This is a genomic window from Amphibiibacter pelophylacis (assembly GCF_037688875.1).
In the GTDB taxonomy this organism is placed as follows: Bacteria; Pseudomonadota; Gammaproteobacteria; order Burkholderiales; family Burkholderiaceae_C; genus Amphibiibacter; species Amphibiibacter pelophylacis.
In genome coordinates this window covers 169,027-193,004 of record NZ_JAWDIE010000002.1, presented here as the reverse complement: position 1 = coordinate 193,004, position 23,978 = coordinate 169,027, and the positions used below count along the sequence as shown (strand labels likewise).

The following is a 23,978-nucleotide window of genomic DNA, read 5'->3' as shown; positions in this document are numbered from 1 at the left end:
GGCGGTCAGGCAAAAAACCGGTCAGGTCTGCCATTGTGCCGCACGCTGCGGCTGCGCCCGCCGTTTCGCCCGTCGTTGTGCCCGTTTGGACGGGTTTCAGCCCGGCAGCGCACCCGCTCCGGCGCTGGCGTGGCAGACGTAAACGGTGGCCTGTTCGCCGCTGGGGGCGCGGTAGTGGCGCTGCAGCGCGGCGCTGGCCTGCGGCACCAGCGCGTGAGGCATCAGCGCGACCACGCAGCCGCCAAAGCCGCCGCCGGTCATGCGTGCGCCGCCCTGGTCGCCCACCGTGTCCTGCAGGATCTGCACCAGATGGTCGATGGCCGGGACAGTGATCTCGAAATCGTCGCGCATCGAGGCGTGCGACTGCGCCATCAGCTGTGAGAGCGTCGCCAGATCGCCCGCTGCCAGGGCGTCGGCGGCGGCCAGGGTGCGGCGGTTTTCGGTGACGATGTGGCGGGCGCGCCGGAAGGCTGTGTTATCCAGACCGCCCCGGCGGGCCAGCAGCGTGGCCTCGTCCAGGTGGCGCAGGCTGGGCACGCCATAGTGCTGCGCGGCGGCTTCGCACTGCTGGCGGCGCTGGTTGTAGGCGCTGTCCACCAGGCCCCGCTGCACGCGCGAATGCGCGATGAACACGGCCATGTCGGCGGGCAGCGGCACCGGGCGCGTGACCAGGCTTTCGCAGTCGATCAGCAGCGCGTGGCCTTCAACGCCGCAGGCCGAAATCAGCTGGTCCATGATGCCGCACTGGCAGCCGACGAAGCCGTTCTCGGCGCGCTGTGCCAGCTGCGCCACGGTGACGGCGTCCAGCACACCCGCATCCAGGCCCTGAGCGGTGATCAGGGCCTGGCCCACGGCGACTTCCAGCGCGGCCGACGACGACAGCCCCGCGCCCTGGGGCACATCGCCAGTGATGGCCATGTCCAGCCCGTCAAGCACCTGGCCCCGGCGTGCCAGATGCTGCTGCACCTGCTGCACCATGCCGCGCACGTAGTTGGCCCAAGGGCTGTCGGTGCGCGGCGCCAGGGGGGCGTCCAGATCGAACTGGTCGGTGGCCAGGCCGACATCCAGCGCCAGCACGCGCACCTGGCGGCCGGGGCGGGGGCGCAGCGCGATCAGCGTCTGGTAATCGATGGCGCAGGGCAGCACGAAACCGCCGTTGTAGTCGGTGTGCTCGCCAATCAGGTTGACGCGGCCGGGCGCCCGCACCGTGTGCAGCGGCGGCTGGCCGTAGTGGCGGGCGAAGGCGGCGTGCAGTGCGGTCGCGGCGGGCGACGCGGCCAGAAGATCAGCGATGGCGGGGTGGGGGACGTTCACAGGGCACCTTCAGCGAGGTAGTGGACGGGCTTGAGCGCACGCAGGCGCTCTGCCGCCTGTTCGGGCGTGAGATCGCGCTGGGCTTCGGCCAGCATTTCGTAGCCGACCATGAACTTGCGCACCGTGGCCGAGCGCAGCAGCGGCGGGTAAAAATGCGCGTGCAGCTGCCAGGCCGCGTCGGCTTCGGCGTCCGGCTGTGCGGGGTCGAAGGGGGCGCCATGCCAGCCCATCGAATAGGGGAAGCTGCACTGGAAGAGGTTGTCGTAGCGCGCGGTCAGCTCTTTCAGCGCCACAGCCAGGTCATCGCGCTGGGCCGCATCCAGCTGCGGCAGGCGCTGCACGGCAAAACGCGGCAGCAGCAGGGTCTCGAAAGGCCAGGTCGCCCAGAACGGCACCACGGCCAGCCAGTGTTCGGTCTGCACCACAACGCGCTCGCCGTCCGCTTCGCGCTGGGCGACATCCAGCAGCATGGGGCGGCCGTGGGCGGCGAAATAATCGCGCTGGTGGCTGTTTTCGGTGTCGGCTTCGTTCGGCAGGTGGCTGGTGGCCCAGACCTGGCCGTGCGGGTGCGGCTGCGAGCAGCCCATGACCGCGCCCTTGTTCTCGAAGACCTGCACCCAGGCGTGCGTGCGCCCAAGCTCGGTGGTCTGCTCGCACCAGGTGTCGATGACGCGGCGGAGGGCGTCCAGCGGCAGCTCGGGCAGCGTGGCGCTGTGATCGCGCGAGAAGCAGATCACCCGGCTTGTGCCCTGCGCGGCGTGCTGCTGGAAGATCGGGTCGTCGCCCTGCGGCGCGGGTGGCACCTGCGGCAGGAGCGCGGCGTGGTCGTTGGTGAAGACAAAGGTGCCCCGGTAATTGGGGTTGACGTCGCCGCTGACCCGGGTGTTGCCCGCGCACAGATAGCACTGCGGGTCGTAGCGCGGCAGGCGCTCGTCGCCCGGTGTGGCCTCCTGCTGGCCCTGCCAGGGCCGCCTGGCGCGGTGCGGCGAAACCAGCACCCACTGCCCGGTGAGCGGGTTGCGGCGGCGGTGGCTGTGGTCGGCGGGGTTGAAGATCGTGTCCATGGGATGTATCTGCGGGGGCCGCTTCCAGAAAGTCCAGAAAAATCAGTTCTCGGGATAGCCCAGGGGGTTGAGCGACTGCCAGCGCCAGGTGTCGGCGCACATGGCGGCCAGATCGCGGTGGGCGCGCCAGCCCAGAGCCTGTGCGGCGCGGGTGGGGTCGGCCCAGTAAGCGGCCAGGTCGCCCGCGCGGCGCGGCGCCACGGTAAAAGGCAGATCGCGCCCGCAGGCCAGGCCAAAGGCCGACAGCATCTGCCTGACGCTGATGCCCTGGCCATTGCCGAGGTTGAAGATGTGGTGGCCCGCGCGGCCATGGCCGTGCTGCAGCGCAGCCACGTGGCCATCGGCCAGGTCCATGACGTGGATGTAATCGCGCACGCCGGTGCCATCTGCCGTGGGGTAATCGTCGCCGAAAATGCTCAGGCGCTCGCGGCGGCCGACGGCGACCTGGGCGATGAAGGGCATCAGGTTGTTGGGCACGCCTTGCGGGTCTTCGCCCATCAGGCCGCTGGGGTGGGCGCCCACCGGGTTGAAGTAGCGCAGTGCGGTCAGCGACCAGGCGGGATCGGCCTGGACGGCATCGGCCAGAATCTCCTCGACCATCCACTTGGTGCGACCGTAAGGGTTGACCGGACCTTTGGCCGCGTCCTCGGCCAGCGGCATGACGTCGCTTTCGGCGTAAACCGTGGCCGACGAGCTGAACACCAGCGTACGCACCCCGGCGGCGCGCATGGCCTCCAGCAGCACCAGCGTGCCGTGGACGTTGACGTCGTAGTAGCTCAGCGGCTGGGCCACCGATTCGCCCACGGCCTTGAGCCCGGCGAAGTGGATGACGGCGTCGATGCTGTGCTCGCGCATCAGGCGCTCCAGCAGGGCGCGATCACGCACGTCGCCGCGCACAAAGGTCGGCCGTGTGCCGCTGATCTGTGCGATGCGGTCGACCACCGCCGCCTTGGCGTTGTGCAGGTTGTCCAGCAGGATGGGCGTGTGTCCAGCCGCCAGGAGCTGGACACAGGTCAGGCTGCCGATGTAGCCGGCGCCGCCGGTGACGAGAATATTCATAGGGGGTTCAGATGCGGTCCAGGGTGAGAATCCACGCCGTTTCGGCGTGGGCACGCGGCGTGGGCAAACCCTGGTGGATCAGCCACGCGCCGTCCAGGATCATGCCATCCGGCGCGTTGATGGCCTCAAAAAACGGCGCCGTGTGGTGCCGCCCCTGCGGCCGCACCGTGCCTTCGGGCAGGATTTCACGCACGCGGTAGCGCGCGCCCGCATCCAGCATGGGCAGGCGCAGCGGCGGCGAATAGCGCAGGCTGCTGGGCCTGGGCCGCAGCGCAATCAGCACGAACTGGCTGGCGCTGGCGCCGTCGCCCTCCAAATCCCCGGTGCCGTGCACCTGCCAGACCAGGCCGTCCTGGCCTTCGCCCAGCCAGACGCGGCCCTGGTGCAGGCGGTCGCGCAGGCGTTTGTAGACGGCGATCCAGCCGCGCAGCTCGGCGGCGTCGGCCTCGCTGAGGTGGCGGGCGTCCAGTTCGACGCCCAGATGGCCGCTCAGGGCCACGGCGGCGCGGAAGGCCATGTTCTGCGTGCGGCCGGTGGTGTGCGCGGGTGCGGTGCCGACGTGCGCGCCCATGATTTCGGGCGGGAAGAACTGCAGGAAGCCGCGCTGGATCTCGACCCGCGACAGTGCATCAATGCAGTCGCTGGTCCAGACGCGGTGGGTGTGGCGCAGCACGCCAAAATCGATGCGGCCGCCGCCGCCGGAGCAGCTTTCGATTTCGACCTGCGGGTGGGCGGCGCGCAGCCGCGCCATCAGCGCCCACGCGGCGTGGACCTGCGCGCGGTAGCCCGCCTGGCCGTCCGCCAGCCCGGCCGGGGCCAGATCGCGGTTGTGGTCCCACTTCAGGTAATCGATGGGGTGGGCGGCAAGCAGGGCGGAAATCTTCTCAAACAGATAGTCGCTGACCTCGGGCCGCGAGATATCCAGCACCAGCTGGTTGCGCGCCGTGAGCAGAGGACGCCCCGCCACCTGCAGCGCCCAGTCGGGGTGGGCGCGGAAAAGCTCGCTGTCGGGGTTGACCATTTCGGGCTCGACCCACAGGCCAAACGTCATGCCCAGGCCATTCACGTGGGCGATGAGATCACCGAGGCCGTTCGGGAATTTGCTCTCGTCCGGCCACCAGTCGCCCAGCGCAGCGCGGTCGTGGTGGCGGCCATGGAACCAGCCGTCGTCCAGCACGAAGCGCTCGATGCCGATGGCGGCTGCGGCGCTCGCCAGCTCTTTCACAGGACCGGGGTGGACATCGAAATAAAAGCCCTCCCAGGTGTTGAGATGCACCGGGCGCGGCCGCATGGCGCCGCCCGGCCAGTTCAGGCGGCGGCGCAGTTCGGCGTGGAAATTGGCCGCAACGCCATTCAGCCCCTGGCTGGAGCAGGTGGCGACCAGTTCGGGGCTGTGCAGCGTCTGGCCGGGGGCGAGGCGGCCTTCGCCAGGCGCGAGCCATTCGCCCATCTGCCACTGGTAGATGCCGTCGTGCAGCCACTCGATGGTCTGCGCGTGGTTGCCCGACCAGGCCAGGTGGGCGCCAAAAGCCAGGCCCGCGTCCAGCGTGGTGCCCGGTGTGGTGACGACCGCGCCGGGAAAGCAGTCGTGGCTGGTGCGGCCCCGGCGGCTTTCCTTGCGCCACAGGCTGCGCGACAGGGCATCGTCCTGCGGCAGAAATTCGTGCACGTGCTGACCGGCGAAGGAGCGCACGCGCTCGCAGTGCGGCGGCAGGCGCAGCGTGCCCGCGGCCAGCCACTGCACGTCCAGCGCCGTGTCGCCATCGTTGTGCAGGGCGGATTGCATGATCAGCACGTCGCTGGCCCCGTCCAGGCTCAGGGTCAGCACCAGGCGCAGCCGGGCCACGGCGTCGGTCAGGGTCAGGCGCAGTGTCTGTTGGGCGCTGTCCTGCTGCAGCCACTCAAAACTGCAGGCCGTCCAGGCTTGCGCAAAATCGCGCCCGTCGCGGTGCGCCAGCAGGGCGCTCTGGCCGAACCAGCCCACGCCAAAACTGGGCGCTACGCTCAGCGGCTGGTCAAAATCCAGCATGAATGAGGGCAGGGGACGGCTGTCGCGCAGCGGGCTTTCGGGTTGCGTGCCCTGCGGCAGGCGCGGGCCCCAGTAGCGCCACAGCGGGGCTTCGTCGGCGTGGTGTTCGATGACGAGGCTGCTGTTGCGGCCGTGCAGGGCCAGGAACTGCGCCGGAGCGCTGGGCAAGGAAACGTCGGTCATGGCAGGAATCCGGATCAGGCCTGCGGCAGCAGGCGGTCGGGGTCGTCGACGGTGCGTTCCAGCGCCAGACCCTGGTCGTCAAAAACGTGCAGCGCCTGCTCGGGCAGGCCGATGGCCAGGCGGTGGCCGGGCTCGGCGTGGGCGTGGCCCGGCGCCTTGGTGACCATGCTCTCGACGCTGTCGCCCGCCTCCATATAAAGGTAGGTGGATTCGCCCAGACGCTCCTGCCACTGCACGGCGCGCACGATGTGCTGGGTGCTGCTGCCCAGCTCGGTGTGCTCGGGGCGGATGCCAACGGTCACGGTCGCGCCCGGGGCCAGGCGGCTGGCGTTGACGGCGGCCAGGACGGTTTCCCCGGTGTCCAGGCGCAGCGTGGCCTGGCGCGGTCCGGCCTGGACCAGCTTGCCGGGCAGGAAGTTCATTTTGGGCGAGCCAATGAATCCGGCCACGAAGAGGTTGCGTGGGCGGTGATACAGGTCCAGCGGGCTGCCGCACTGGGCGACCGATCCGTCGCGGGCCATGGCCTCGCCGCTGTTGAGCAGCAGGATGCGGTCGGCCAGCGTCATGGCTTCGACCTGGTCGTGCGTGACGTAGACGGTGCTGGCGCGGCCGAAATCGCGGTGCAGTTTGGCGATCTCGAAGCGCGTCTGCACGCGCAGCGACGCGTCCAGGTTGGACAGCGGCTCGTCAAACAGGAAGACGCCGGGCTCGCGCACGATGGCGCGGCCAATCGCCACGCGCTGACGCTGTCCGCCCGAGAGCGCCTTGGGTTTGCGCTCCAGCAGGTGATCGAGCTGCAGCACCTTGGCAGCGGCGGTGACTTTTTCGCGCACGACGGCCTTGTCCACCCCGGCCAGCGAGAGGCCAAAAGACATGTTCTCGAACACCGTCATGTGCGGGAAGAGCGCGTAGTTCTGGAACACCATGGCCACGCCGCGCTGCGAGGGCGGGGTGTCGTTCATGAGCTGACCGCCGATGCGCAGCTCGCCGGAGCTGATGTCCTCCAGCCCCGCAATCATGCGCAGCAGGGTCGATTTGCCGCAGCCCGAGGGGCCGACAAAGACGCAGAACTCGCCGTCGGCGATCTCCAGATGGACATCGCGGATGACCGGGGGCATATCCCCGTAAGCTTTGAAAACGGACTGGAGCGAGATGTTGGCCATGCGCTTGCTCTCGTGACGGTAAGGGGTGATGGATGAGCGATGGCACTGATCATATCAGCGAAAATATTTACAAATACTGCGGAAAACCCTGGGTCATCTGGCTGTTGGCAAATGGAATAAATCCTGATTTATCCGCGTTTACCCTAAGAGACTCGGTGTTTTTGCGCTGATAGTATTCGCAAATATTATCAAACGACGCCCGCAGTCCACCCCACTCAGGAGCCCTGTCATGGACCCGTCTTCCGTCGCCGCCCGCCCGGGCCCACCGCCTTCCGCCCGGGCGCTTCCCGCCCTGGTGCGCCGCCGCCCGTTCTGGCACGCCAGCCGCCGTGCCGAGGTCAGCACCGCCTGGCTGATGGTGCTGCCCGCACTCATCGGCTTCGTGCTCTTCTACGCCTGGCCCACGCTGCGCGCGGTGCAGATCAGCTTCACCGACTGGAACCTGCTCAGCGCGCCCGCCTACGTCGGTGTCGACAACTATGTGCAGATGTGGCACGACGACAAGTTCTGGAACGGCATGAAGCTGTCGCTCTATTACGTGCTGCTCAATATTCCGCTGCAGACGGTGCTCGGGCTGTTCCTGGCCGTGGTCATGGACCGGCTGACGCGCGCCATTTTCGTCAAGGCGGTGGTGCTGCTGCCTTATCTACTCTCCAACGTGCTGGTCGCCATGATCTGGCTGTGGATGCTCGATCCCATGCTGGGCGTGGTCAACGCCACACTGGGCGCCTGGGGCTTTGATGCGCAGCCTTTCTTTGGCGACGCCTCGCAGGCGCTGCTGACCGTGGCCGGGGTGAACATCTGGCGTCACATGGGCCTGGTGGCCATGCTCTTCCTGGCCGGCTTGCAGAACATTCCGCGACACCTTTACGAGGCCGCTGCGCTGGAAGGCGCCACCGAATGGCAGATGTTCCGCCGCATCACGCTGCCGCTGCTGCGTCCGGTGATGGTCTTTGTGCTGGTGACCAGCGTCACAGGGTCGTTCCAGATCTTCGACACCATCGCCGTCACCACGGGCGGCGGGCCGCTGGATTCCACCCGCGTCATCGTTCACTACATCGTGCAGAACGCTTTCAGCTTCTACAAGATGGGTTACGCCTCGGCCATGTCCATCACGCTGTGCGGGGTGATGCTGGCTTACACGGTGATCCAGATGTGCATCATGCGCGCCAACGAAAGCGATCTGGCCTGAGCCAGACCGCCGCGTCCTTCAAGGAGATACCCCATGAGCGCTTCCGCCATGCCCGGCCGCCGCCGCCTGAGTTCCGGCCAGATCCTGGCCTGGGCCATCCTGCTGGCCATGCTCGCCCTGACCCTGGCCCCGCTGTGGATGATGGTCAAAACGGCCCTGATTTCGCCCGACGACGTGTTTGTCGATTCGGCCAACTGGCTGCCCTCCGGCATCACATTCAACAACGTACTGCGCGTGCTGGGCCTGGCCGATTCGGGCAGCGGCAGCATCGGCGTGTCGGCAGCCAGCATTGACTTCTCGCGGGCGCTGCTCAACTCGGTGATGTTCACCGGCATCATCGTCGTGTGCCAGACCACCTGCGCGGCCATGTCGGCCTACGCGTTTGCGCGGCTTGATTTTCCCGGCAACAAGCTGATTTTTGCGCTCTTTCTGGGCTCGATGATGGTACCCGGCGTGGTCACCTTCATCCCCAACTTCATCCTGATCAAAGATCTGGGCTGGCTCAACACGCTGCAGGGCATGGTCGCGCCCTTTTGCCTGATGCAGGGCTTCTCGGTGTTCTTTCTGCGCCAGTTTTTCCTGGCCGTGCCGCGCGAGCTGGAAGAGGCCGCGCGCCTGGACGGCGCCACGCACTGGTTCATTTTCCGCCGCGTGGTGCTGCCGCTATCGGTGACGCCGCTGGTGACCATCGCGGTGCTGACCGGCATCAATATGTGGAACGAGTTTTTCTGGCCCTACCTGGTCTCGAAGGACGAGGCCTGGCAGGTGCTGCCGCTGGCGCTGCAGACCTTCAAATCGCAGTCGCCCAATGGCCAGCCTGACTGGACGGGGCTGATGGCCGCCGCCAGCATCACCATGGTGCCCACGGTGCTGCTGCTGCTGTTCATGGGCCGCCGGGTGGTCGAATCGGTTGCCTTCAGCGGCGGCAAATAAGACGCTTCCGCGGTCCCCTGTTTCCCGTGCTGTCTTCCTGTGCTGCTGTTCTCTGTTGCTGTTCCCTGCTGCTGTTCCCTGACGCCCTTGCCTTTTCATTTCTGACCCCGAGGAGACTCTGATGAAACCATCAACACTCAAACTGGCCGCCCTGACCACTCTGGCCCTGGCGGGCACCGCCCACGCGGGCGAAGTCAAATACATGCTGTGGGACAACCTGCAGCTGCCGGCCTACCAGCAGTGCGCGGCCGATTTCCAGAAAGCCAACCCCGGCACCACGATCAAGATCACCCAGGTCGGCTGGGATGACTACTGGACCTCGATCTCGACCGGCATGGTCTCGGGCACTGCGCCCGACGTGTTCACTGACCACCTGGCCAAATACCCCGAGTTCGCGCGCAACAACCAGCTTGTCGATCTGGCCCCGCTGATCGCCAAAGACAAGGTGGATACCAAACAGTATCGCGACGGCCTCTATGACATCTGGGGCCGCGACGGCAAGCAGTACGGCCTGCCCAAGGACTGGGACACCATCGGCTTCATCGTCAACCTGGACATGGCCAAAAAGGCAGGTGTGTCGCTGGCCGATCTGCAGAACATGACTTGGAACCCCAAGGACGGCGGCACCTTTGAGCAGGTGGTTCGCAAGCTGACGCTGGACCGCAGCGGCAAGAATGCCACCGACCCGAAATTCAACCCCAAATCGGTGCTGCAGTACGGCTACCAGACGCCCCCGGGCGGTGGCAACACGGGCTCCATGGGCCAGACCGAATGGAGCTATTTCGCCGTGCCGCAAGGCTTCAAGTTCCAGGATGCGCCGTGGAACAGCACCTTCCATTACGACAGCCCGGCCGTGGCCAGCACCTGGCAGTATCTGGCCGGTCTGCCCGCCAAGGGCCTGTCGGCGCCGATGCAGATGGTCAAGGGCTCCAGCGCCGACGCCATGTTTGTCACCCGCCGCGTGGCCATGATTCCCCAGGGCTCGTGGATGGTGTCCTTCTTCCAGAGCAACGCCAAGTTCCCCACCGCCTGGGTGCCGCTGCCCAAGGGCGCCAGCGGCCAGCGCGCCAGCATGATCAACGGCCTGGGCGATTCGATCTGGGCGGGCTCCAAGGTCAAGGATGAAGCCTGGAAGTGGGTGAAGTACCTGGGCTCCGCCGACTGCCAGTCCAAGGTGGCCAGCTTTGGCGTGGTCTTCCCGGCCATCAAGGGCCTGGCCGAAAAGGCGCAGGCCGTGCAGAAGGGCAAAGGCGTGGATACCAGCGCTTTCCTGACCATGGCGCAGAACACCTTCCTGCCGCCCGTGGCCGACCACAGCTCGCAGATCGACGCCATCATGCAGTCGGCGTGGGAATCGGTGATGACGGGCAAGGCCGCTGCAGAGCCCACGCTCAAGGCCGCCAACGCCAAGGTCAACGCCGTCAAGTGAGGGCGGCCATGATCGCCTGAAGCCTGTACGTGTTCAGGCGTCTTCCCGGCCGGATCCGATCCCCCGGCCGGGATTTTTCGAAGACCCGGATCGCAAGGAGAGCGCATGTCGTCCCCCGTCAAGATCACCCTCATCGGCGCTGGCAGCACGGTGTTCACCCGCAACCTGCTGGGCGACATCCTGGCCTGGCCCGAACTCCGCGAAGCCCACATTGCGCTGCACGACATCGACCCGCACCGCCTGGCACTGTCCGAAAAAGTGGCGCAGCGCATCGCCGGCGCCCTGGATGCCCGGCCCACCATCACCGCGACCACCGACCGCCGTGCGGCGCTGGATGGTGCGCGCTTTGTCATCAGCACCATTCAGGTCGGCGGCTACCGCCCGGCCACGGTCACTGATTTCGACATCCCCAAAAAATACGGTCTCGAGCAGACCATCGGCGACACCCTGGGCATCGGCGGCATCATGCGCGCGCTGCGCACCCTCCCCGTCATGCTGGACATGCAGCAGGACATGGAAGCGCTGTGCGCCGACCGCCCGCTGCACCTGAACTATGTCAATCCCATGGCGATGATCACCTGGGCGCTGAATGCGCGCTCGCGCCGCGTGCCCACCGTCGGCCTGTGCCACAGCGTGCAGCACACCGCCGCCGAACTGGCCCACGACCTGGAGATTCCCGCTGAAGAAATCCGCTACCTGTGCGCGGGCATCAACCACGTCGCTTTCTATCTGGAATTCAGCCACAAGGGGCAGGATCTGTATCCCCGCCTGAAAGCCATCCAGCGCGAAGGCCGCGCGCCCGACTGGAACCGCGTGCGCTACGAGATGCTGAGCCGGCTGGGCTATTTCCCCACCGAATCGAGCGAGCATTTCGCCGAGTACACGCCCTGGTTCATCAAGCCGGGGCGCGAGGATCTGCTCAAAAAATACAACGTGCCGCTGGACGAATATCCGGGCCGCTGCCAGCTCTTCGAACACGCGTGGCCGCACATTGAGCGCGAACTGGCCGAGCCCGGCAGCCAGGACCCGCAGGCCCTGCTGGACGAGGTGCGCGGTGCGGACATCCAGGTCATGCCCCGATCGGTCGAGCAGGTGGGCGACATGATTTCCGGCCTGCGCCAGGTGCAGCGCTCGGCCGAATATGGCGGCACCATCATCCACGGCGTGGTCAGCGGCCAGCCGCAGGTGGTTTACGGCAACGTGCCCAACACCGGCCTGATCACCAACTTGCCAGAGGGCTGCGCGGTCGAAGTGCCCTGCCTGGTCGATGCCAACGGCGTGCGCCCGACCCACATCGGCCGTCTGCCGGTGCAGCTGGCGGCGCTCATGCGCACCAATGTGAACGTGCAGGAGCTGGTCGTCGAAGCCGTCCTGACCCAGCGCCGCGAGCACATCTACCACGCTGCCATGCTCGATCCGCACACCAGCGCAGTGCTCGATCTGGAGCAGATCCACGCCATGGTCGACGAGCTGATGGCCGCCCACGGCGACTGGCTGCCGGAGTGGGTGCGCGGCTGACAGGCCGCAAATTCACTTCCCGGCAAAGGCGGGACTTCCCCTTGGCAGGGGGGCGAGCTGCTGCACGCTGAAGGCCTGAATGGGGCTCTGAAGCCGGTTCAGGCGGTGCGGGCTTAGAGCGGCTGCACGCGATCCACATCCGGCCGCTGCAGCCAGGCGTCCCACGCGTCTGCGAGTTGCTGGCTCATTGCCACGGCGGTGCGCCAGGCCTGCTGGCGGGCGGGGGTGTCTATGGCGTAGGTGGCGAAATCCTGGCGGTCGGGCAGTTTGCCGCCGGGCAGGCGGGCGACCCAGGCGGGGCTGGGGCAGAGCAGGACGACGCGGTCCATGGGGGCGTCGCTGCGGTGGCGGCGGCGCCAGGGTTTGTCCAGCCAGCCGGGCACCATCGTGGGCTGGAAGTGCGGCACGAGCACGATGGGCGCGTGGCCGTTCTGTCCCGCCGTCCAGGGCAGGCGCAGGTGATAGTCGGTGATGCCTCCGTCCCAGTGCGCGCCCGGCGGCGATCCGGCGATGTCGCGCACGGGCTCCAGCACGAAGGGGATGGAGCAGCTGGCCCGCAGGGCGTCCAGCGCGTTGGTGTCGTTCAGCGTCACGCGGTCGGTGGACAGATCGCCCGGAGCGTTTTCCAGGAAGGGCAGGGCAGCGCCTGCGCTGGAAAACACCGTGCGGCGCAGCCAGCGGCCCAGGTGGCGGCGGTTCACGGCGTTGGCGGCCCAGGCGGCGCCGTAGCCCAGCGCCATGGCGGCCCGGCCGGGGTCTTTCAGGGCCCCCAGGCCTCGGCTGGTGACCAGGTGCAGGGCGTAGCGAACCGGTTGCGTCCAGGCCAGACCGGTGGTCTCTGCGCCCATGTGGCCCGCCAGCTGCCGGGCAAACAGGCGCGACACGGTGGCGGCGTCGGGCCTTTTCCCTTTCGGGCCGGGCGGGTAATCCTGGGCGATGTAGGCGGCTTCCAGATCGAGCAGGCCCTGCACGGGGTCCGGCAGGCAGGCGCTGGCCATGCGCCAGGCGCCGATGGAGGCGCCGATCAGGTGAACAGGCGGCCTGGCCTGCGGCTGCGCTCCTGCCAGCCAGTGGCCAAAAATATGCCGGTCCAGCGGCCCCAGGATCAGCCCTTTGGGGCCGCCCGCGGCACCGGCGATGGCGTGGATGTCCTGCGGGTTCAGCCCGCTTTGGCGGATGTGCTCGCGTGCCAGCGGTCCGGCGAAAATCTGCAAGGCAGCGGCGGCCATGGGCTCAGTCCTTGGCGCCCAGCAGGCCGGCGCGCAGCAGCATTAGCGAGATCCATTCCTTGAGCACCAGGCGGCTGGCCGCCAGCCCCGTGCCACTGGGCAGGGCGTCGAGCAGCGGGCCGTTGGCCGGTTTGATGTAGCCCATGGGCGCCGGCAGTACGTCAAAACCCGCGCGGGTGAACTCGGCGACGGCGCGCGGCATGTGCCAGGCGCTGGTCACCAGAACGAGCCGCGTCACGCCGTCGCGACGCAGCAGGGCGCGGCTGTTGACGGCGTTCTCGTGCGTGTCGCGCGAGCCGGTTTCCATCCAGCGCAGCACGGGCTGGCGCTCGGCGCGCAGCGTGGCCGCAGCAACGTGCGCCTCGCGCACCGGCTGTCCGGGCTCCAGCCACTGCACCCAGCCGGGACCCCCCGTGAAGCCCGCCGGCAGATCAAGCCGCCGCGACAGCAGCATGCCGTAGCGCAGGCGTGCGGACGATTCGGCATTGAGCTGGGCGATGCCGCCGTATTCGGCCAGGCTGCGCTGCACGCCCCCGCCCAGGATCCAGACCGCCTGTGCGGGCTTTCCATCCGGCGTGTCGGCGTTGCCTGTGCGGAAATTCAGGGGCGGATACTGCGGCAGCAGCCACTGTGACAGCTGCACCGCCACCGTCTGCGTGGACAGCAGCCACAGCAGCGTCCAGCCGCCCAGCGTCAGCGCCGTGCCCCAGCGGCGGCCCCGGCTGCCCGGCGTCGTGCGCCAGACCAGCGCTGCTCCCGCCAGCACGACAAGCAGCAGGTTCAGCGGCGGCAGGGCCAGGGCGGTGAGCAGCGGCTTGGCAGCACCGGTGATCAGATCAGTATCCAAGGGGAGCAGAGGGCAGCGCGAAACAGGCACCGATTGTAGGCGGGCGGGACACAGCCTGCCGCCGCGCCTGGGCACAATGGCATTTTCTGCGACTGGAGCCTTGCATGGCCGATACCGCGCCCGCCACCGGCCTGATGGTGATCCACGCCAACCAGACCGAATCCCTGCGCGACGTGCTGATCGCCTGGATGCGCCGCCACCCGCTGGCGCCGCTGGACACCGAGCATCTGCTGGTGCAAAGCCAGGGCATGGGCCAGTGGCTGCGTCTGGCCATGGCGCGGCCGGTGGATCAGGGGGGGCTGGGCGTCTGCGCCGGGGTGCGCACCGAGCTGCCAGCGCAGCTCGTCTGGCGCCTGTACCGCACGGTGCTGGGCGCGGCGGGTGACGGTGTGGCAGGGCAGGGCGGCGTTCCGGCCCAGTCGCCCTTCGATCGTCAGGCGCTGCTGTGGCGCCTGATGCGCCTGCTGCCGGGGCTGGCGCGCCAGCCGGTGTTCGCGCCGCTGCAGCGCTTTTTGCAGGGCGATGCCGATGGCCGCCGCTGCCACCAGCTGGCGCAGCGCCTGGCCGATCTGCTGGATCAGTACCAAGTGTACCGCGCCGACTGGCTGGCGCTGTGGGCGCGGGGCCAGGACGCGCTGCTGGATGGCGAAGGTCGCCCGCTGCCCCTGCCGGGCGATGCGGCCTGGCAGCCCGCCCTGTGGCGCGCGCTGTGCGACGATGTCGGGCCTGATCTCGCCGGATCAGCGCGCTCGGCCGTGCACCAGCGCTTTGTCGAAACGGTGGAAGGCTGGACGGGCGAGCCCCCATCTGGCCTGCCGACGCGGCTGATGGTGTTTGGATTGTCCTCGCTGCCGCAGCAGACGCTGGAGGCGCTGGCTCTGCTGTCGCGCTGGCGCCCGGTGCTGGTCGGGGTGCAGAACCCGTGCGCCCACCACTGGCTGGACGCCGTGCCCGGCACCGCGCTGCAGCGCCGACGGGCCTTTGGCCCCACGCGCCAGGCGCGGCGCCCCGGCCAGACGCAGGCGCCGGACGACGACAGCCTGCACCTGGCCAGCCACCCGCTGCTGGCCGCCTGGGGGCAGCAGGGGCGCGATTTCATGGCGCTGCTGGCCCGCCACGACGAGCCCGGCCGCTACCGCAGGCACTTCGACGGCGAGCGCGTGGATCTTTTCCTGACGCCATTGGATGCCGGTCACCCCCACCGCCACGGCCTGCTGCAGCAGCTTCAGGACGATATTTTTGACCTGCGCCCGCTGCACGAAACACGCAGCCACTGGCCCGCACCCGATCCTGCAACGGCGGCGCAGGACGCTTCACTGCGCTTTGTGATCGCCCACAGCCCGCAGCGCGAGGTCGAGATCCTGCACGACACGCTGCTGGCCGCGCTGGCCCGCGACGCCACGCTGCAGCCGCAGGACATCCTGGTCATGGTGCCCGACATCCAGCGCTACGCACCGCACGTGCGCGCCGTGTTTGGCCTGCCGCTGCCGGGCGATGCGCGGCGGATTGCGTTTCATCTGGCCGACCAGGGGCTGGGCCAGATCGACCCTTTGCCGGGCGTGCTGGCGCGGCTGCTGGACATCCGCCAGCAGCGCCTGCCGCTGGCGCCGGTGCTCGATGCGCTGGAGCTGCCTGCGCTGCGCCGCCGCTTTGGCCTGCAGGAGGCCGATCTGCCGCTGCTGCGCGACTGGCTGGACGCCGCCCGCCTGCGCTGGGGCCTGCACGACGCGCACCGCCAGAGCCTGGGCCTGCCGCCCGCGCCCGACACCCACACCTGGGCGTTTGGCCTGCGCCGCCTGCTGCTGGGCTATGCCGTGGGCGACAGCGGCGCCTGGCAGGACATCGAACCGCTGGACGCCGCCGCCGGGCTGCAGGGCCCGCTGCTGGGCGCACTGGCCCGCCTGATCGACGCGCTGGACACGCTCTGGCGCCGCCTGGCCCAGCCGCTGACGCCGCCGCAATGGGGCGAACTGCTGCACGGCGTGCTGCGCGATTTCTTCGAGCCCGAGGGCGATCAGACGGCCACGCTGGACACCCTGGCGCGCACCCTGGACGACTGGCTGGATCTGTGCGCCAGCGCGGGTCTGGTCCAGCCGCTGCCGCTGGCCGTGGTCAGCGGTCACTGGCTGGAGCAGATCGGGCAGCAGGACAGCCCGCGCGCCTTCCTGGGCGGCGGCGTCACCTTCGCCACCCTGATGCCGATGCGGGCGATTCCCTTCCGCCACATCCACCTGCTGGGCCTGAACGATGGCGATTTCCCGCGCGCCAAGCCCGCAGCTGATTTCGACCTGATGGCGCTGGAGCACCGCCCCGGCGACCGATCGCGCCGCGAGGACGACCGCTACCTTTTCCTGGAGGCGCTGCTCTCCGCGCGCGAGCGCCTGGGCCTGAGCTGGGTCGGCCGCAGCGCGGTCGATGGCAGCGAGCAGCCGCCCTCGGTGCTGGTGGCGCAGCTGCGCGACCACATCGCGGCGGGCTGGGCCACCACCCCTGAGGAGGGCGACAAGCTGCTCGCCGCCCTGACCACCGTGCACCGCCTGCATCCTTATGATCCGGATTACGCCAGCCGCCCGGTCGATCCCCAGGGCAGCGCCGCAGCCGACGATGGCCTCTTCAGCTACGCCCGCGAGTGGCACGCCAGCAGCGACACGGCCCCGCCGGTGCCGCTGGGCCTGGCCGGGCGCCTGCCCGAGCTGGAGCGCGATACCCCGCTGGAGCTGTCCGAACTGGCCCGCTGGCTGGCCAACCCGGCCAAAGCCTTTCTGGGCCAGCGCCTGGGCGTGCACCTGGACGAGGCCGACGCCGACCCGCCCGAGACCGAGCCCTTCGCGCTGGATGGCCTGGAGCTGTGGGGCATCAAGAACGATCTGCTGCAGGCCGTCAAACAGGCCGTGATGCAGCACGGCGGTTTCCCTGAGCCCGATCCTGAAACCGATCCGGACGATGATCCGGACGATGATCCGGAAGCCGATCTGGATGCTGAACCTGACACCGCCCCCGATTCGCCCCTGGACACCCTCCTGAAAGAAGCCGCCCAGCGCCAGGTGCGGCGCGGCGAGCTGCCTCCTGGCGCATTTGGCGACATCGTCCAGGACGGTCAGTTCGATCTGATTCGCACGCTGGCGCAGCGCTGGCAGGTGGCGCACAGCGCCGCGCCCACCCGCCTGCCGTCCGTGGCGCTGGATTGGCCCGCCGAGGACGGGCGCCCCGCCGTGGTCGGCGATCTGGGCGAGATCTATGTCTGTGCTTCTCCAGCGCCAGGGGGCGGTGAGACCCCCACGGCGGTGCGGCGCGGGGTGACGGCCTCCAGCCTGGTCAAAAAAGGCCACTGGAAGGTGGACAAGCTGATGCCGGAGTGGGTGATGCACCTGGCCGCGCAGGTGGCGCCTGCGCTCAAGGGCTGGTCCGTGCGCAGCGAAATCCTCAGCCCCGTGGGCGACCTGTCGCTGCCCGCGCTGCCGCACGATCAGGCCGTGCTGCTGTGGACCCGTCTGCTGGACGCCTGGCGCGAAGGCCAGCAGCGCCCGCTGCCCCTGGAGCCCGCCGTGGCGCGCGCCTGGCTGACCCTGAAAGCCGACAAGGCCGACAAGACTGATAAGGGCCGGACAGCCGCGGACGCTGTCGCGGCTGCAGGAGACGATGACGGCGACGGGGATGACGCCACGGACGTCCGGGCTGGCGAGGATGCCGCTGCGGCCGCCGCCCGCGAGACCTTCGGCGGCTGCGCGCAGTACAGCGCCGAACTGCGCCGCGTCTGGCCCGATTTCGACACTTTGCTGGCCAGCGGCGAGGTTGAACACTGGGCGCGAGAGCTGGTTCTGCCGCTGCTGGATCATCTGCCGGATGCGAAAGAAGCCGCGAAAGATGCCGCGAAAGATGCCGCAAAAAGTCCCGCACCCCCCGCCGTCCAGCCCACGGAGCAGCCATGAACACCCCGTTTGATCCGCTGCGCGACGCACTGTCCGGCCCCCGCCTGATCGAGGCCAGCGCGGGCACGGGCAAAACCTACACCCTGGCGCTGCGCGTGGTGCGCCTGGTGCTGGGGCACGACCCGCAGGCGGCCACGCCGCGCCGCCCGCTGACGCCGCCCGAGATTCTGGTCGTCACCTACACCGACGCCGCCACCCGCGAGCTGCGCGACCGCATCCGCGCCCGCCTGGCGCAGGCCGCGCGGCTGTGGCGCGGCGACGATGCGGCGGCGCCGGTCGGCGATCCACTGCGCACCCTGCGCGACAGCCTGGACGCCGCCACCTGGCCTGGCGATGCGCGTCGCCTGGAGCTGGCCGCAGAATGGATGGACCAAGCCGCGATTTTCACCATCCACGGCTGGTGCCGCCGCATGCTGTCCGAGCACGCTTTCGACAGCGGCAGCCTCTTCAGCCTGGAGCTGCAGGCCGATCTGGCGCCGCTGCTGGCCGAGGCCGTGCGCGATTACTGGCGCACTTTTTACGTGCCCCTGCCGCGCGAGCAGGCCGAGGAAATCGCCCGTTTATGGTCCACGCCGGACGCGCTTGAGGCGGCGGTGGCCCAACTTTTGAAAGGTCCGCTGCAGGACGCTGACTGCAATCTGCCCCTGCCCGCCGAACTGCTGGCCCGCAACAAGGCGGACCAGCGTGCCGCGCTGGAGGCCATGAAGCAGCCGTGGCGGGAGAACGGCTGGGCGCAATCCCTGGCCGACTGGCTCAATGCGCTGATCGCCAGCAAGTCCAAGCCTCTGGATGGCGGGGCATTTAGGGCGCGCAAAGGCTGGATGACGAAGCTCCAGGCTTGGGTGGATGACCCGGCGTTCGAATCGCCCTGGAAGGCAGACTCCACCGCCTGGCAGCGCCTGACGCCCGAGGGCATGGCCGAAAAGACCAAAAATGGCGATCCGCTCGAGCACCCGGCGCTGGATGCGATCCAGCGGCTTCCCGAACAGATCGCCGCGCTGCCAAAGCCGCGCCCCAGCCTGCTGCGCCACGCCGTCGCCTGGGTGCGCCAGCGCGAGCAGCAGGAGCAGGAACGCCGCGCCTGGATGGGCTTTGACGGTCTGCTCACCCGCCTCGATGCCGCGCTGCGCGGCGAGGGCGGCGAGCGCCTGGCGCAGCGCATCCGCACGCAGTTTCCGGTGGCGCTGGTGGACGAGTTCCAGGACACCGATCCGCTGCAGTTGCGGCTTTTTACCCGCATTTACCCGATTTCTGCTGAAAATTGTGGAGAAGAGATTCGAGAAGAGGGCGCCAGCCTCGTGCTGATCGGCGATCCCAAGCAGGCGATTTACGGCTTTCGCGGCGCCGACATTGACACCTACTTGCAGGCGCGGCGCTCGCCCGGGCTGCGCATCGGCACGCTGGACACCAATTTCCGCTCGTCGCGCGCCATGGTCGAGGCGGTGAACCGCGTGTTTGGCGCGGCCAGCCAGCGCCTGGGCGGCGCGCTTTTCAGGCCCAAAGCGCAGAGCGCAGAGGAAGCTGCAGACAAGGCCGCAGGCGAGGCCGATGCAACGTCTCTGAGCTTCGAGCCCGTGGCCGCACGCGGCCTGTCCGAGCGCCTGGTGCTGGGTGGCGCGACACCGCCCGCGCTGACGCTGTGGGTGGACGGGCCCGGCCCTGACGAGAAGGCCTTCACAGCCGCTGTCCAGCGCCAGCGCATCGCCAGCGCCTGCGCCGACCATGTGCTGACGCTGCTGCAGGACGAGGCCAGCGGCTTTGTGGATGAATCGGGCACCTTGCGCCGCATCCAGCCGGCCGATTGCGCGCTGCTGGTCAACAGCAAGACCGAAGCAGCTCCGCTGGCGCAGGCCTTGACCGAGCGCGGCCTGCGTAGCGTCTATGTGTCGGACAAGTCGTCGGTGTTTGACAGCGAAGAGGCCGACCAGATGCTGACCCTGCTGCAGGCCTGCGCCGATCCGGGCAACGGCCGACGGGTGCGCGCCGCGCTGGCGCTGCCGCCGCTGGGCCTGTCGCTGGCGCAGCTGGACGAGCTGCAGCGCAGCGACAGCGTCTGGAGCGGGCGTCTGGATCAGTTTCTGGGCTACCACCAGCTCTGGCAGCGCCAGGGCGTGCTGCCACTGCTGCGCCATGTGCTGAGCGATTTCGGCGTGCCGCAGCGCCTGCTCGCCGCCGGGGACGAGCGCGGCCTGACCAACTGGCTGCATCTGGCCGAGCTGCTGCAGCAGGCCAGCAGCCTGCTGGACGGCCAGCACGCGCTGGTCCGCCACCTGGCCGAGCGCCGCGCCGGGCGCGAAGCGGGGGGCGACGACGGCCCCAGCGCCGACGAGCTGCGCCTGCGCCTGCCCGGCGAAGACGGCCTGATCCGCATCGTCACTGTGCACAAATCAAAAGGGCTGGAATATCCGCTGGTCTGGCTGCCCTTTGCCAGCGCGGCGCGGCCAGTCAATAGCAAGGATCCGGTGGTGGCCTGGCACGATGCACACGGAAATTTGAAGCGCCTGCCTTTCGCCGAGGCCCCCCCCGAAGCCCGCGAACAGGCCGACGCCGAGCGTCTGGGCGAGGACGTGCGCAAGCTCTACGTCGCGCTGACCCGCGCCCGTCACGCCACCTGGATGGCGCTGGCGCCGCACACCCACCTGCCGCACAGCGCGCTGGCCCGGGTCATGGGGCTCAATAACGCCACAACCCCTCCGCTGCTCGACCAGGCCCAGGCCTGGGCACAGCCGCTGGTGGATCAGGCCGGGGGCGGCGCCCCGCTGATCGCTGTCCAGCCCCTGCCACTGCCACCCGAAGAAGCTGACCTGCCGCTCTGGCAGCCGCCCGAGGTGCTGCGTCAGCCGCGCGATCTGCCCGCGCTGCGACCGCCGGGTGGTCCGCTGTGGCGCTTTGTCAGCTATTCCAGCCTGCGCCGGGTGGATGAAGCGGGCGCGGCCGATGTGGGCGAAGCATCGTCCCGCGACAGCGCGGTGCTGGAGCGTCTGGCCGACCCGGGCCTGGTCGCCGTCAGCCCCGAGCAGGATGACGCCGAGGCTCCCGACGACGGATCAAAGCTGCACGATCTGCCCGCCGGGCCGCAGGCCGGGACGCTGATGCACGGCCTGCTGGAATGGGCCATGGGCGAGGGCCGCGCGCAGCTGGATCGCCCCGGCGCGCTGGCCGACCAGGTGGCGCGGCGCTGCGCGGTGCGCGGCTGGACGCCCTGGATTCCTGCGCTGGAACAGGCCCTGCAGCAGTGGCTGGCCACGCCGCTGCCCTGGTCACCGGCGGCCCCGGGCAGCGCTCCGCTTGCGCTGCGCGATCTGGACACCGTCCAGACCGAGATGGAATTCTGGCTGCCCGCACACCGAGTGCCGCTGCAGCGCCTGGACGCGCTGGTGCACCAGCACACTTTGCGGGGTCACGATCTGGGCGGCGCCCCTCGCCCGGCGCTGCAGCCTGGCGAGGTGCACGGCCTGTTTCGCGGCTTCATCGACCTGGTCGCGCGGGTGGACGGGCGCTATGTGGTGCTCGATTACAAATCCAACCGGCTGGGGCGCTGCGCGGCGGATTACGACGCCCCCGCGCTCGCCCGCGCCATGGCCGCGCACCGCTACGATCTGCAGGGGGTGATTTACCTCTACGCCCTGCACCGGCTGCTGGCTGCGCGCCTGCCGGATTACGACTACGACCGCCATGTCGGCGGTGTGGGTTGCCTTTTTCTGCGCGGCATCGCCGGGCCCGTGGCCGGGCTGCACCTGGAGCGACCGCCGCGCGCTTTGATGATGGCGCTGGATGACCTGATGGGCGAGGCCACGCCGGGCCACGCTCTGGTCCCTGCTGCAGGAGACGCGCTGTGAGCGACAACGATTTCCCCCCGGCATCCGCCCCGCTTCCCGCTGACGGCGCTGCGCTGATCGCGGCCCTGGACGCGGCGGCGCGGGCCGGTGTGCTGGGCACTTCAGCCGGTTCTGGCGATCTGCCCGTGGCGCTGGCCCGGATGCTGTTTGAGCAGGCGCCCGATGCGCCGCCCCTGCTGCTGCTGGCGGCGGCGCTGGCGGCCCACCAGGTCAGCCACGGCCATGTGGCGCTGGACCTGGCAGCGGTGCTGGCCCACCCGCGCGCCACGCTGGCGCTGCGCCGCCCGCAGCGGGCCGACGCGCCACCGACGATGCTGGCGGCGGTGCCCGATCCCGCCGACTGGCTGCAGGGCCTGACGCTGCCCGCCTGGCTGACCGCACTCCAGCACCCGCTGCTGGTCGCGGCGGGCGAGGGCGGTGCGTCGCTGGAGGGCACGACGCCGCTGGTGCTGAGCCAGGCGGGCGGCCGCCCGCGCCTTTATCTGCGCCGCTACTGGCAGCACGAGCAGGGGGTGCGCGCGGCGCTGGCTGCGCGTCTGCGCCCGCAGCCGTCACCGCAGCCGTTACCGCAGCCCGATGCAGTGCAGCGCCAGCGTCAGGTGCTGAATGCGCTCTTTCCCCCAGACCCCGCCGCACCGCCCGGTCCGGACTGGCAGAAGCTGGCCTGCGCGCTGGCCACGCTGCGCGCTTTTGCCGTCATCACCGGCGGCCCAGGCACGGGCAAGACGACCACGGTGGTGCGCCTGCTGGCGCTGCTGCAGAGCCTGGCGCTGGGCGCGGACGGGCAGGGACGGCCGCTGCGCATCCGCCTGGCGGCGCCCACGGGCAAGGCGGCGGCGCGGCTGAACGCCTCGATCACGGCGGCGGTGTACGATCTGGCGCGACTGGACATCCCGCACGCTCAGGCTGTGCGCGAGCAGGTGCCGGTGCAGGTCAGCACGCTGCACCGCCTGCTGGGCCGCCAGCCCAACCGGCGGCGCTTCCGCCACCATGCGGGCGCGCCGCTGCCGCTGGACGTGCTGGTGGTGGACGAGGCCTCGATGGTCGATCTGGACCTGATGGCCGCGCTGGTCGATGCGCTGCCCGCCCACGCCCGCCTGATCCTGCTGGGCGACAGCGACCAGCTGGCCTCGGTCGATGCGGGCGCGGTGCTGGGCGAGCTGTGCGAGCGCGCCGCTGACGGGCACTACTGGCCCGCCACGCGCAAGGCCCTGGCTGCGCTGTGCGGCGACACATTGCCGGACGACTGCATTGACCCGGACGGCCAGGAGCTGGACCAGGCGGTGATCATGCTGCGCCACAGCCGCCGCTTTGTCGCAGACAGCGGCATCGGCCAGCTCGCCCGGGCCGTCAACCGCAGCGATGGCGCCGAGCTGTCCGCACTGCGCCGCCGCGCTCAGGCGGGCGAACTGCCTGATCTGGCCTTTGTGGCGTCCACCGACTGGGCCGCGCTGGTGCTGGAGGGCCGTGTCAGTGCCTCTGTCGCATCTGTCGCTGAGTCATCCCAGAGCAGCGGCCCCGTCGGCTACGCGAACTACCTGCGCCTGATGCACCAGGGCCAGCCCGGCCCGGGCGCCAGCCGCGCCGACCTGGACGCCTGGGCCGCCCGGGTGCTGGCCGCGCACAGCCAGTTCCAGCTGCTGTGCGCGCTGCGCGACGGCCCGTGGGGCGTGTCCGGGCTGAACCAGCGTGTGGCGCAGCTGCTGGGCCAGCAGGGCCTGATCGATCCGGCCACGCCCTGGTACGCGGGGCGCCCCGTGCTGGTCACCGCCAACGACGCCGCGCTGGGCCTGGTCAACGGCGATGTCGGCCTGACGCTGCGCTGCCCGGCGCAGGCGCTGGACCCCGCGCTGCCGCCCGGGCAGATGGTGCTGCGCGTGGCCTTCCCGGCCGCATCCAGCGGCGATGGCGCCGCCGTGCGCTGGATGCTGCCCGCGCGCCTGCCGCAGGCCGAGAGCGTTTACGCGCTGACGGTGCACAAATCCCAGGGCTCGGAGTTCACCCACACCGCGCTCGTCCTGCCCCCGGCGATGAACCCCGTCATGACCCGCGAGCTGCTTTACACCGGCATCACCCGCGCCCGCCGCTGGCTCAGCGTACTGGACACCGCGCCCGCCGGTCTGGACATCCTGGCCCAGGCCAGCCGCTTGCGCGTGCAGCGGGCGGGCGGCTTGCTGGCGGTAAGGTTGGGGGAGTGAGAAAGCAACCGGCTGTGCTCATGGAACGGGTTTAAAAATTGTCTGGTAAGGT

The 23,978-nt window shown here is 69.4% G+C and carries 14 protein-coding genes; 7 read left to right on the top strand and 7 right to left on the bottom strand.

Features of this window, described 5'->3' with window-relative positions:
* Positions 1-96: 96 nt before the first annotated feature.
* From galK to RV045_RS02010, 5 genes are read right to left on the bottom strand one after another with little or no spacing between them, the layout of a single operon-like run.
* On the bottom strand, positions 97-1,314 hold the full coding sequence (gene galK, locus RV045_RS02030) for a galactokinase (protein WP_423234086.1): 1,218 nt from the start codon (positions 1,312-1,314) through the stop codon (positions 97-99).
* On the bottom strand, positions 1,311-2,378 hold the full coding sequence (locus RV045_RS02025) for a UDP-glucose--hexose-1-phosphate uridylyltransferase (protein ID WP_423234085.1): 1,068 nt from the start codon (positions 2,376-2,378) through the stop codon (positions 1,311-1,313). Before RV045_RS02025 ends, galK begins: the two co-directional genes overlap by 4 nt.
* Positions 2,379-2,420: 42 nt before the next feature.
* Entirely contained in the window at positions 2,421-3,437 is a 1,017-nt protein-coding gene (gene galE, locus RV045_RS02020; RefSeq protein WP_423234084.1) for a UDP-glucose 4-epimerase GalE, read from the bottom strand.
* 7 nt (positions 3,438-3,444) lie between these two features.
* A complete protein-coding gene (locus tag RV045_RS02015) occupies positions 3,445-5,649 on the bottom strand; it encodes an alpha-galactosidase (RefSeq protein ID WP_423234083.1) in 2,205 nt (734 codons plus the stop codon).
* Between the two features lie 14 nt (positions 5,650-5,663).
* Positions 5,664-6,812 carry an ABC transporter ATP-binding protein gene (locus tag RV045_RS02010; protein ID WP_423234082.1) on the bottom strand — a complete coding sequence of 383 codons (1,149 nt, stop codon included), beginning with the start codon at positions 6,810-6,812 and terminating at the stop codon, positions 5,664-5,666.
* A 229-nt stretch (positions 6,813-7,041) separates the two neighbouring features.
* Here RV045_RS02010 and RV045_RS02005 point away from each other — a divergent pair, with 229 nt between their 5' ends.
* The 4 genes from RV045_RS02005 (at position 7,042) to melA (ending at position 11,884) form a co-directional block, all read left to right on the top strand.
* Positions 7,042-8,004 carry a carbohydrate ABC transporter permease gene (locus RV045_RS02005; RefSeq protein WP_423234081.1) on the top strand — a complete coding sequence of 321 codons (963 nt, stop codon included), beginning with the start codon at positions 7,042-7,044 and terminating at the stop codon, positions 8,002-8,004.
* Between the two features lie 33 nt (positions 8,005-8,037).
* Complete coding sequence (locus RV045_RS02000; protein ID WP_423234080.1) at positions 8,038-8,937, top strand: carbohydrate ABC transporter permease; 900 nt, start codon at positions 8,038-8,040, stop codon at positions 8,935-8,937.
* A 121-nt stretch (positions 8,938-9,058) separates the two neighbouring features.
* Entirely contained in the window at positions 9,059-10,366 is a 1,308-nt protein-coding gene (locus RV045_RS01995) for an ABC transporter substrate-binding protein (protein WP_423234079.1), read from the top strand.
* Positions 10,367-10,471: 105 nt separating this feature from the next.
* Entirely contained in the window at positions 10,472-11,884 is a 1,413-nt protein-coding gene (gene melA / locus RV045_RS01990; protein WP_423234078.1) for an alpha-glucosidase/alpha-galactosidase, read from the top strand.
* Between the two features lie 113 nt (positions 11,885-11,997).
* On the opposite strand, the gene RV045_RS01985 is transcribed toward melA, so the two are convergent.
* Both RV045_RS01985 and RV045_RS01980 read right to left on the bottom strand, forming a co-directional pair.
* A complete protein-coding gene (locus tag RV045_RS01985; RefSeq protein WP_423234077.1) occupies positions 11,998-13,113 on the bottom strand; it encodes a phospholipase in 1,116 nt (371 codons plus the stop codon).
* 4 nt (positions 13,114-13,117) lie between these two features.
* Entirely contained in the window at positions 13,118-13,960 is an 843-nt protein-coding gene (locus tag RV045_RS01980) for a YdcF family protein (RefSeq protein WP_423234076.1), read from the bottom strand.
* A gap of 104 nt (positions 13,961-14,064) precedes the next feature.
* Here RV045_RS01980 and recC point away from each other — a divergent pair, with 104 nt between their 5' ends.
* From recC to recD, 3 genes are read left to right on the top strand one after another with little or no spacing between them, the layout of a single operon-like run.
* Complete coding sequence (gene recC, locus RV045_RS01975) at positions 14,065-17,889, top strand: exodeoxyribonuclease V subunit gamma (protein WP_423234075.1); 3,825 nt, start codon at positions 14,065-14,067, stop codon at positions 17,887-17,889.
* Positions 17,886-21,728, top strand: a complete 3,843-nt coding sequence (recB, locus tag RV045_RS01970; protein ID WP_423234074.1) for an exodeoxyribonuclease V subunit beta — start codon at positions 17,886-17,888, stop codon at positions 21,726-21,728. Before recC ends, recB begins: the two co-directional genes overlap by 4 nt.
* Entirely contained in the window at positions 21,725-23,926 is a 2,202-nt protein-coding gene (gene recD / locus RV045_RS01965) for an exodeoxyribonuclease V subunit alpha (RefSeq protein WP_423234073.1), read from the top strand. The genes recB and recD overlap by 4 nt, the downstream gene beginning before the upstream one ends.
* Positions 23,927-23,978 lie beyond the last annotated feature (52 nt).

Excerpts from the sequence above, each read along its gene's own strand:
- RV045_RS02025 (WP_423234085.1), bottom strand. The coding sequence starts at position 2,378 with ATGGACACGATCTTCAACCCCGCCGACCACAGCCACCGCCGCCGCAAC.
- galE (WP_423234084.1), bottom strand. The coding sequence starts at position 3,437 with ATGAATATTCTCGTCACCGGCGGCGCCGGCTACATCGGCAGCCTGACC.
- RV045_RS02015 (WP_423234083.1), bottom strand. The coding sequence starts at position 5,649 with ATGACCGACGTTTCCTTGCCCAGCGCTCCGGCGCAGTTCCTGGCCCTG.
- RV045_RS02010 (WP_423234082.1), bottom strand. The coding sequence starts at position 6,812 with ATGGCCAACATCTCGCTCCAGTCCGTTTTCAAAGCTTACGGGGATATG.
- RV045_RS02005 (WP_423234081.1), top strand. The coding sequence starts at position 7,042 with ATGGACCCGTCTTCCGTCGCCGCCCGCCCGGGCCCACCGCCTTCCGCC.
- RV045_RS02000 (WP_423234080.1), top strand. The coding sequence starts at position 8,038 with ATGAGCGCTTCCGCCATGCCCGGCCGCCGCCGCCTGAGTTCCGGCCAG.
- RV045_RS01995 (WP_423234079.1), top strand. The coding sequence starts at position 9,059 with ATGAAACCATCAACACTCAAACTGGCCGCCCTGACCACTCTGGCCCTG.
- melA (WP_423234078.1), top strand. The coding sequence starts at position 10,472 with ATGTCGTCCCCCGTCAAGATCACCCTCATCGGCGCTGGCAGCACGGTG.
- RV045_RS01985 (WP_423234077.1), bottom strand. The coding sequence starts at position 13,113 with ATGGCCGCCGCTGCCTTGCAGATTTTCGCCGGACCGCTGGCACGCGAG.
- recC (WP_423234075.1), top strand. The coding sequence starts at position 14,065 with ATGGCCGATACCGCGCCCGCCACCGGCCTGATGGTGATCCACGCCAAC.
- recB (WP_423234074.1), top strand. The coding sequence starts at position 17,886 with ATGAACACCCCGTTTGATCCGCTGCGCGACGCACTGTCCGGCCCCCGC.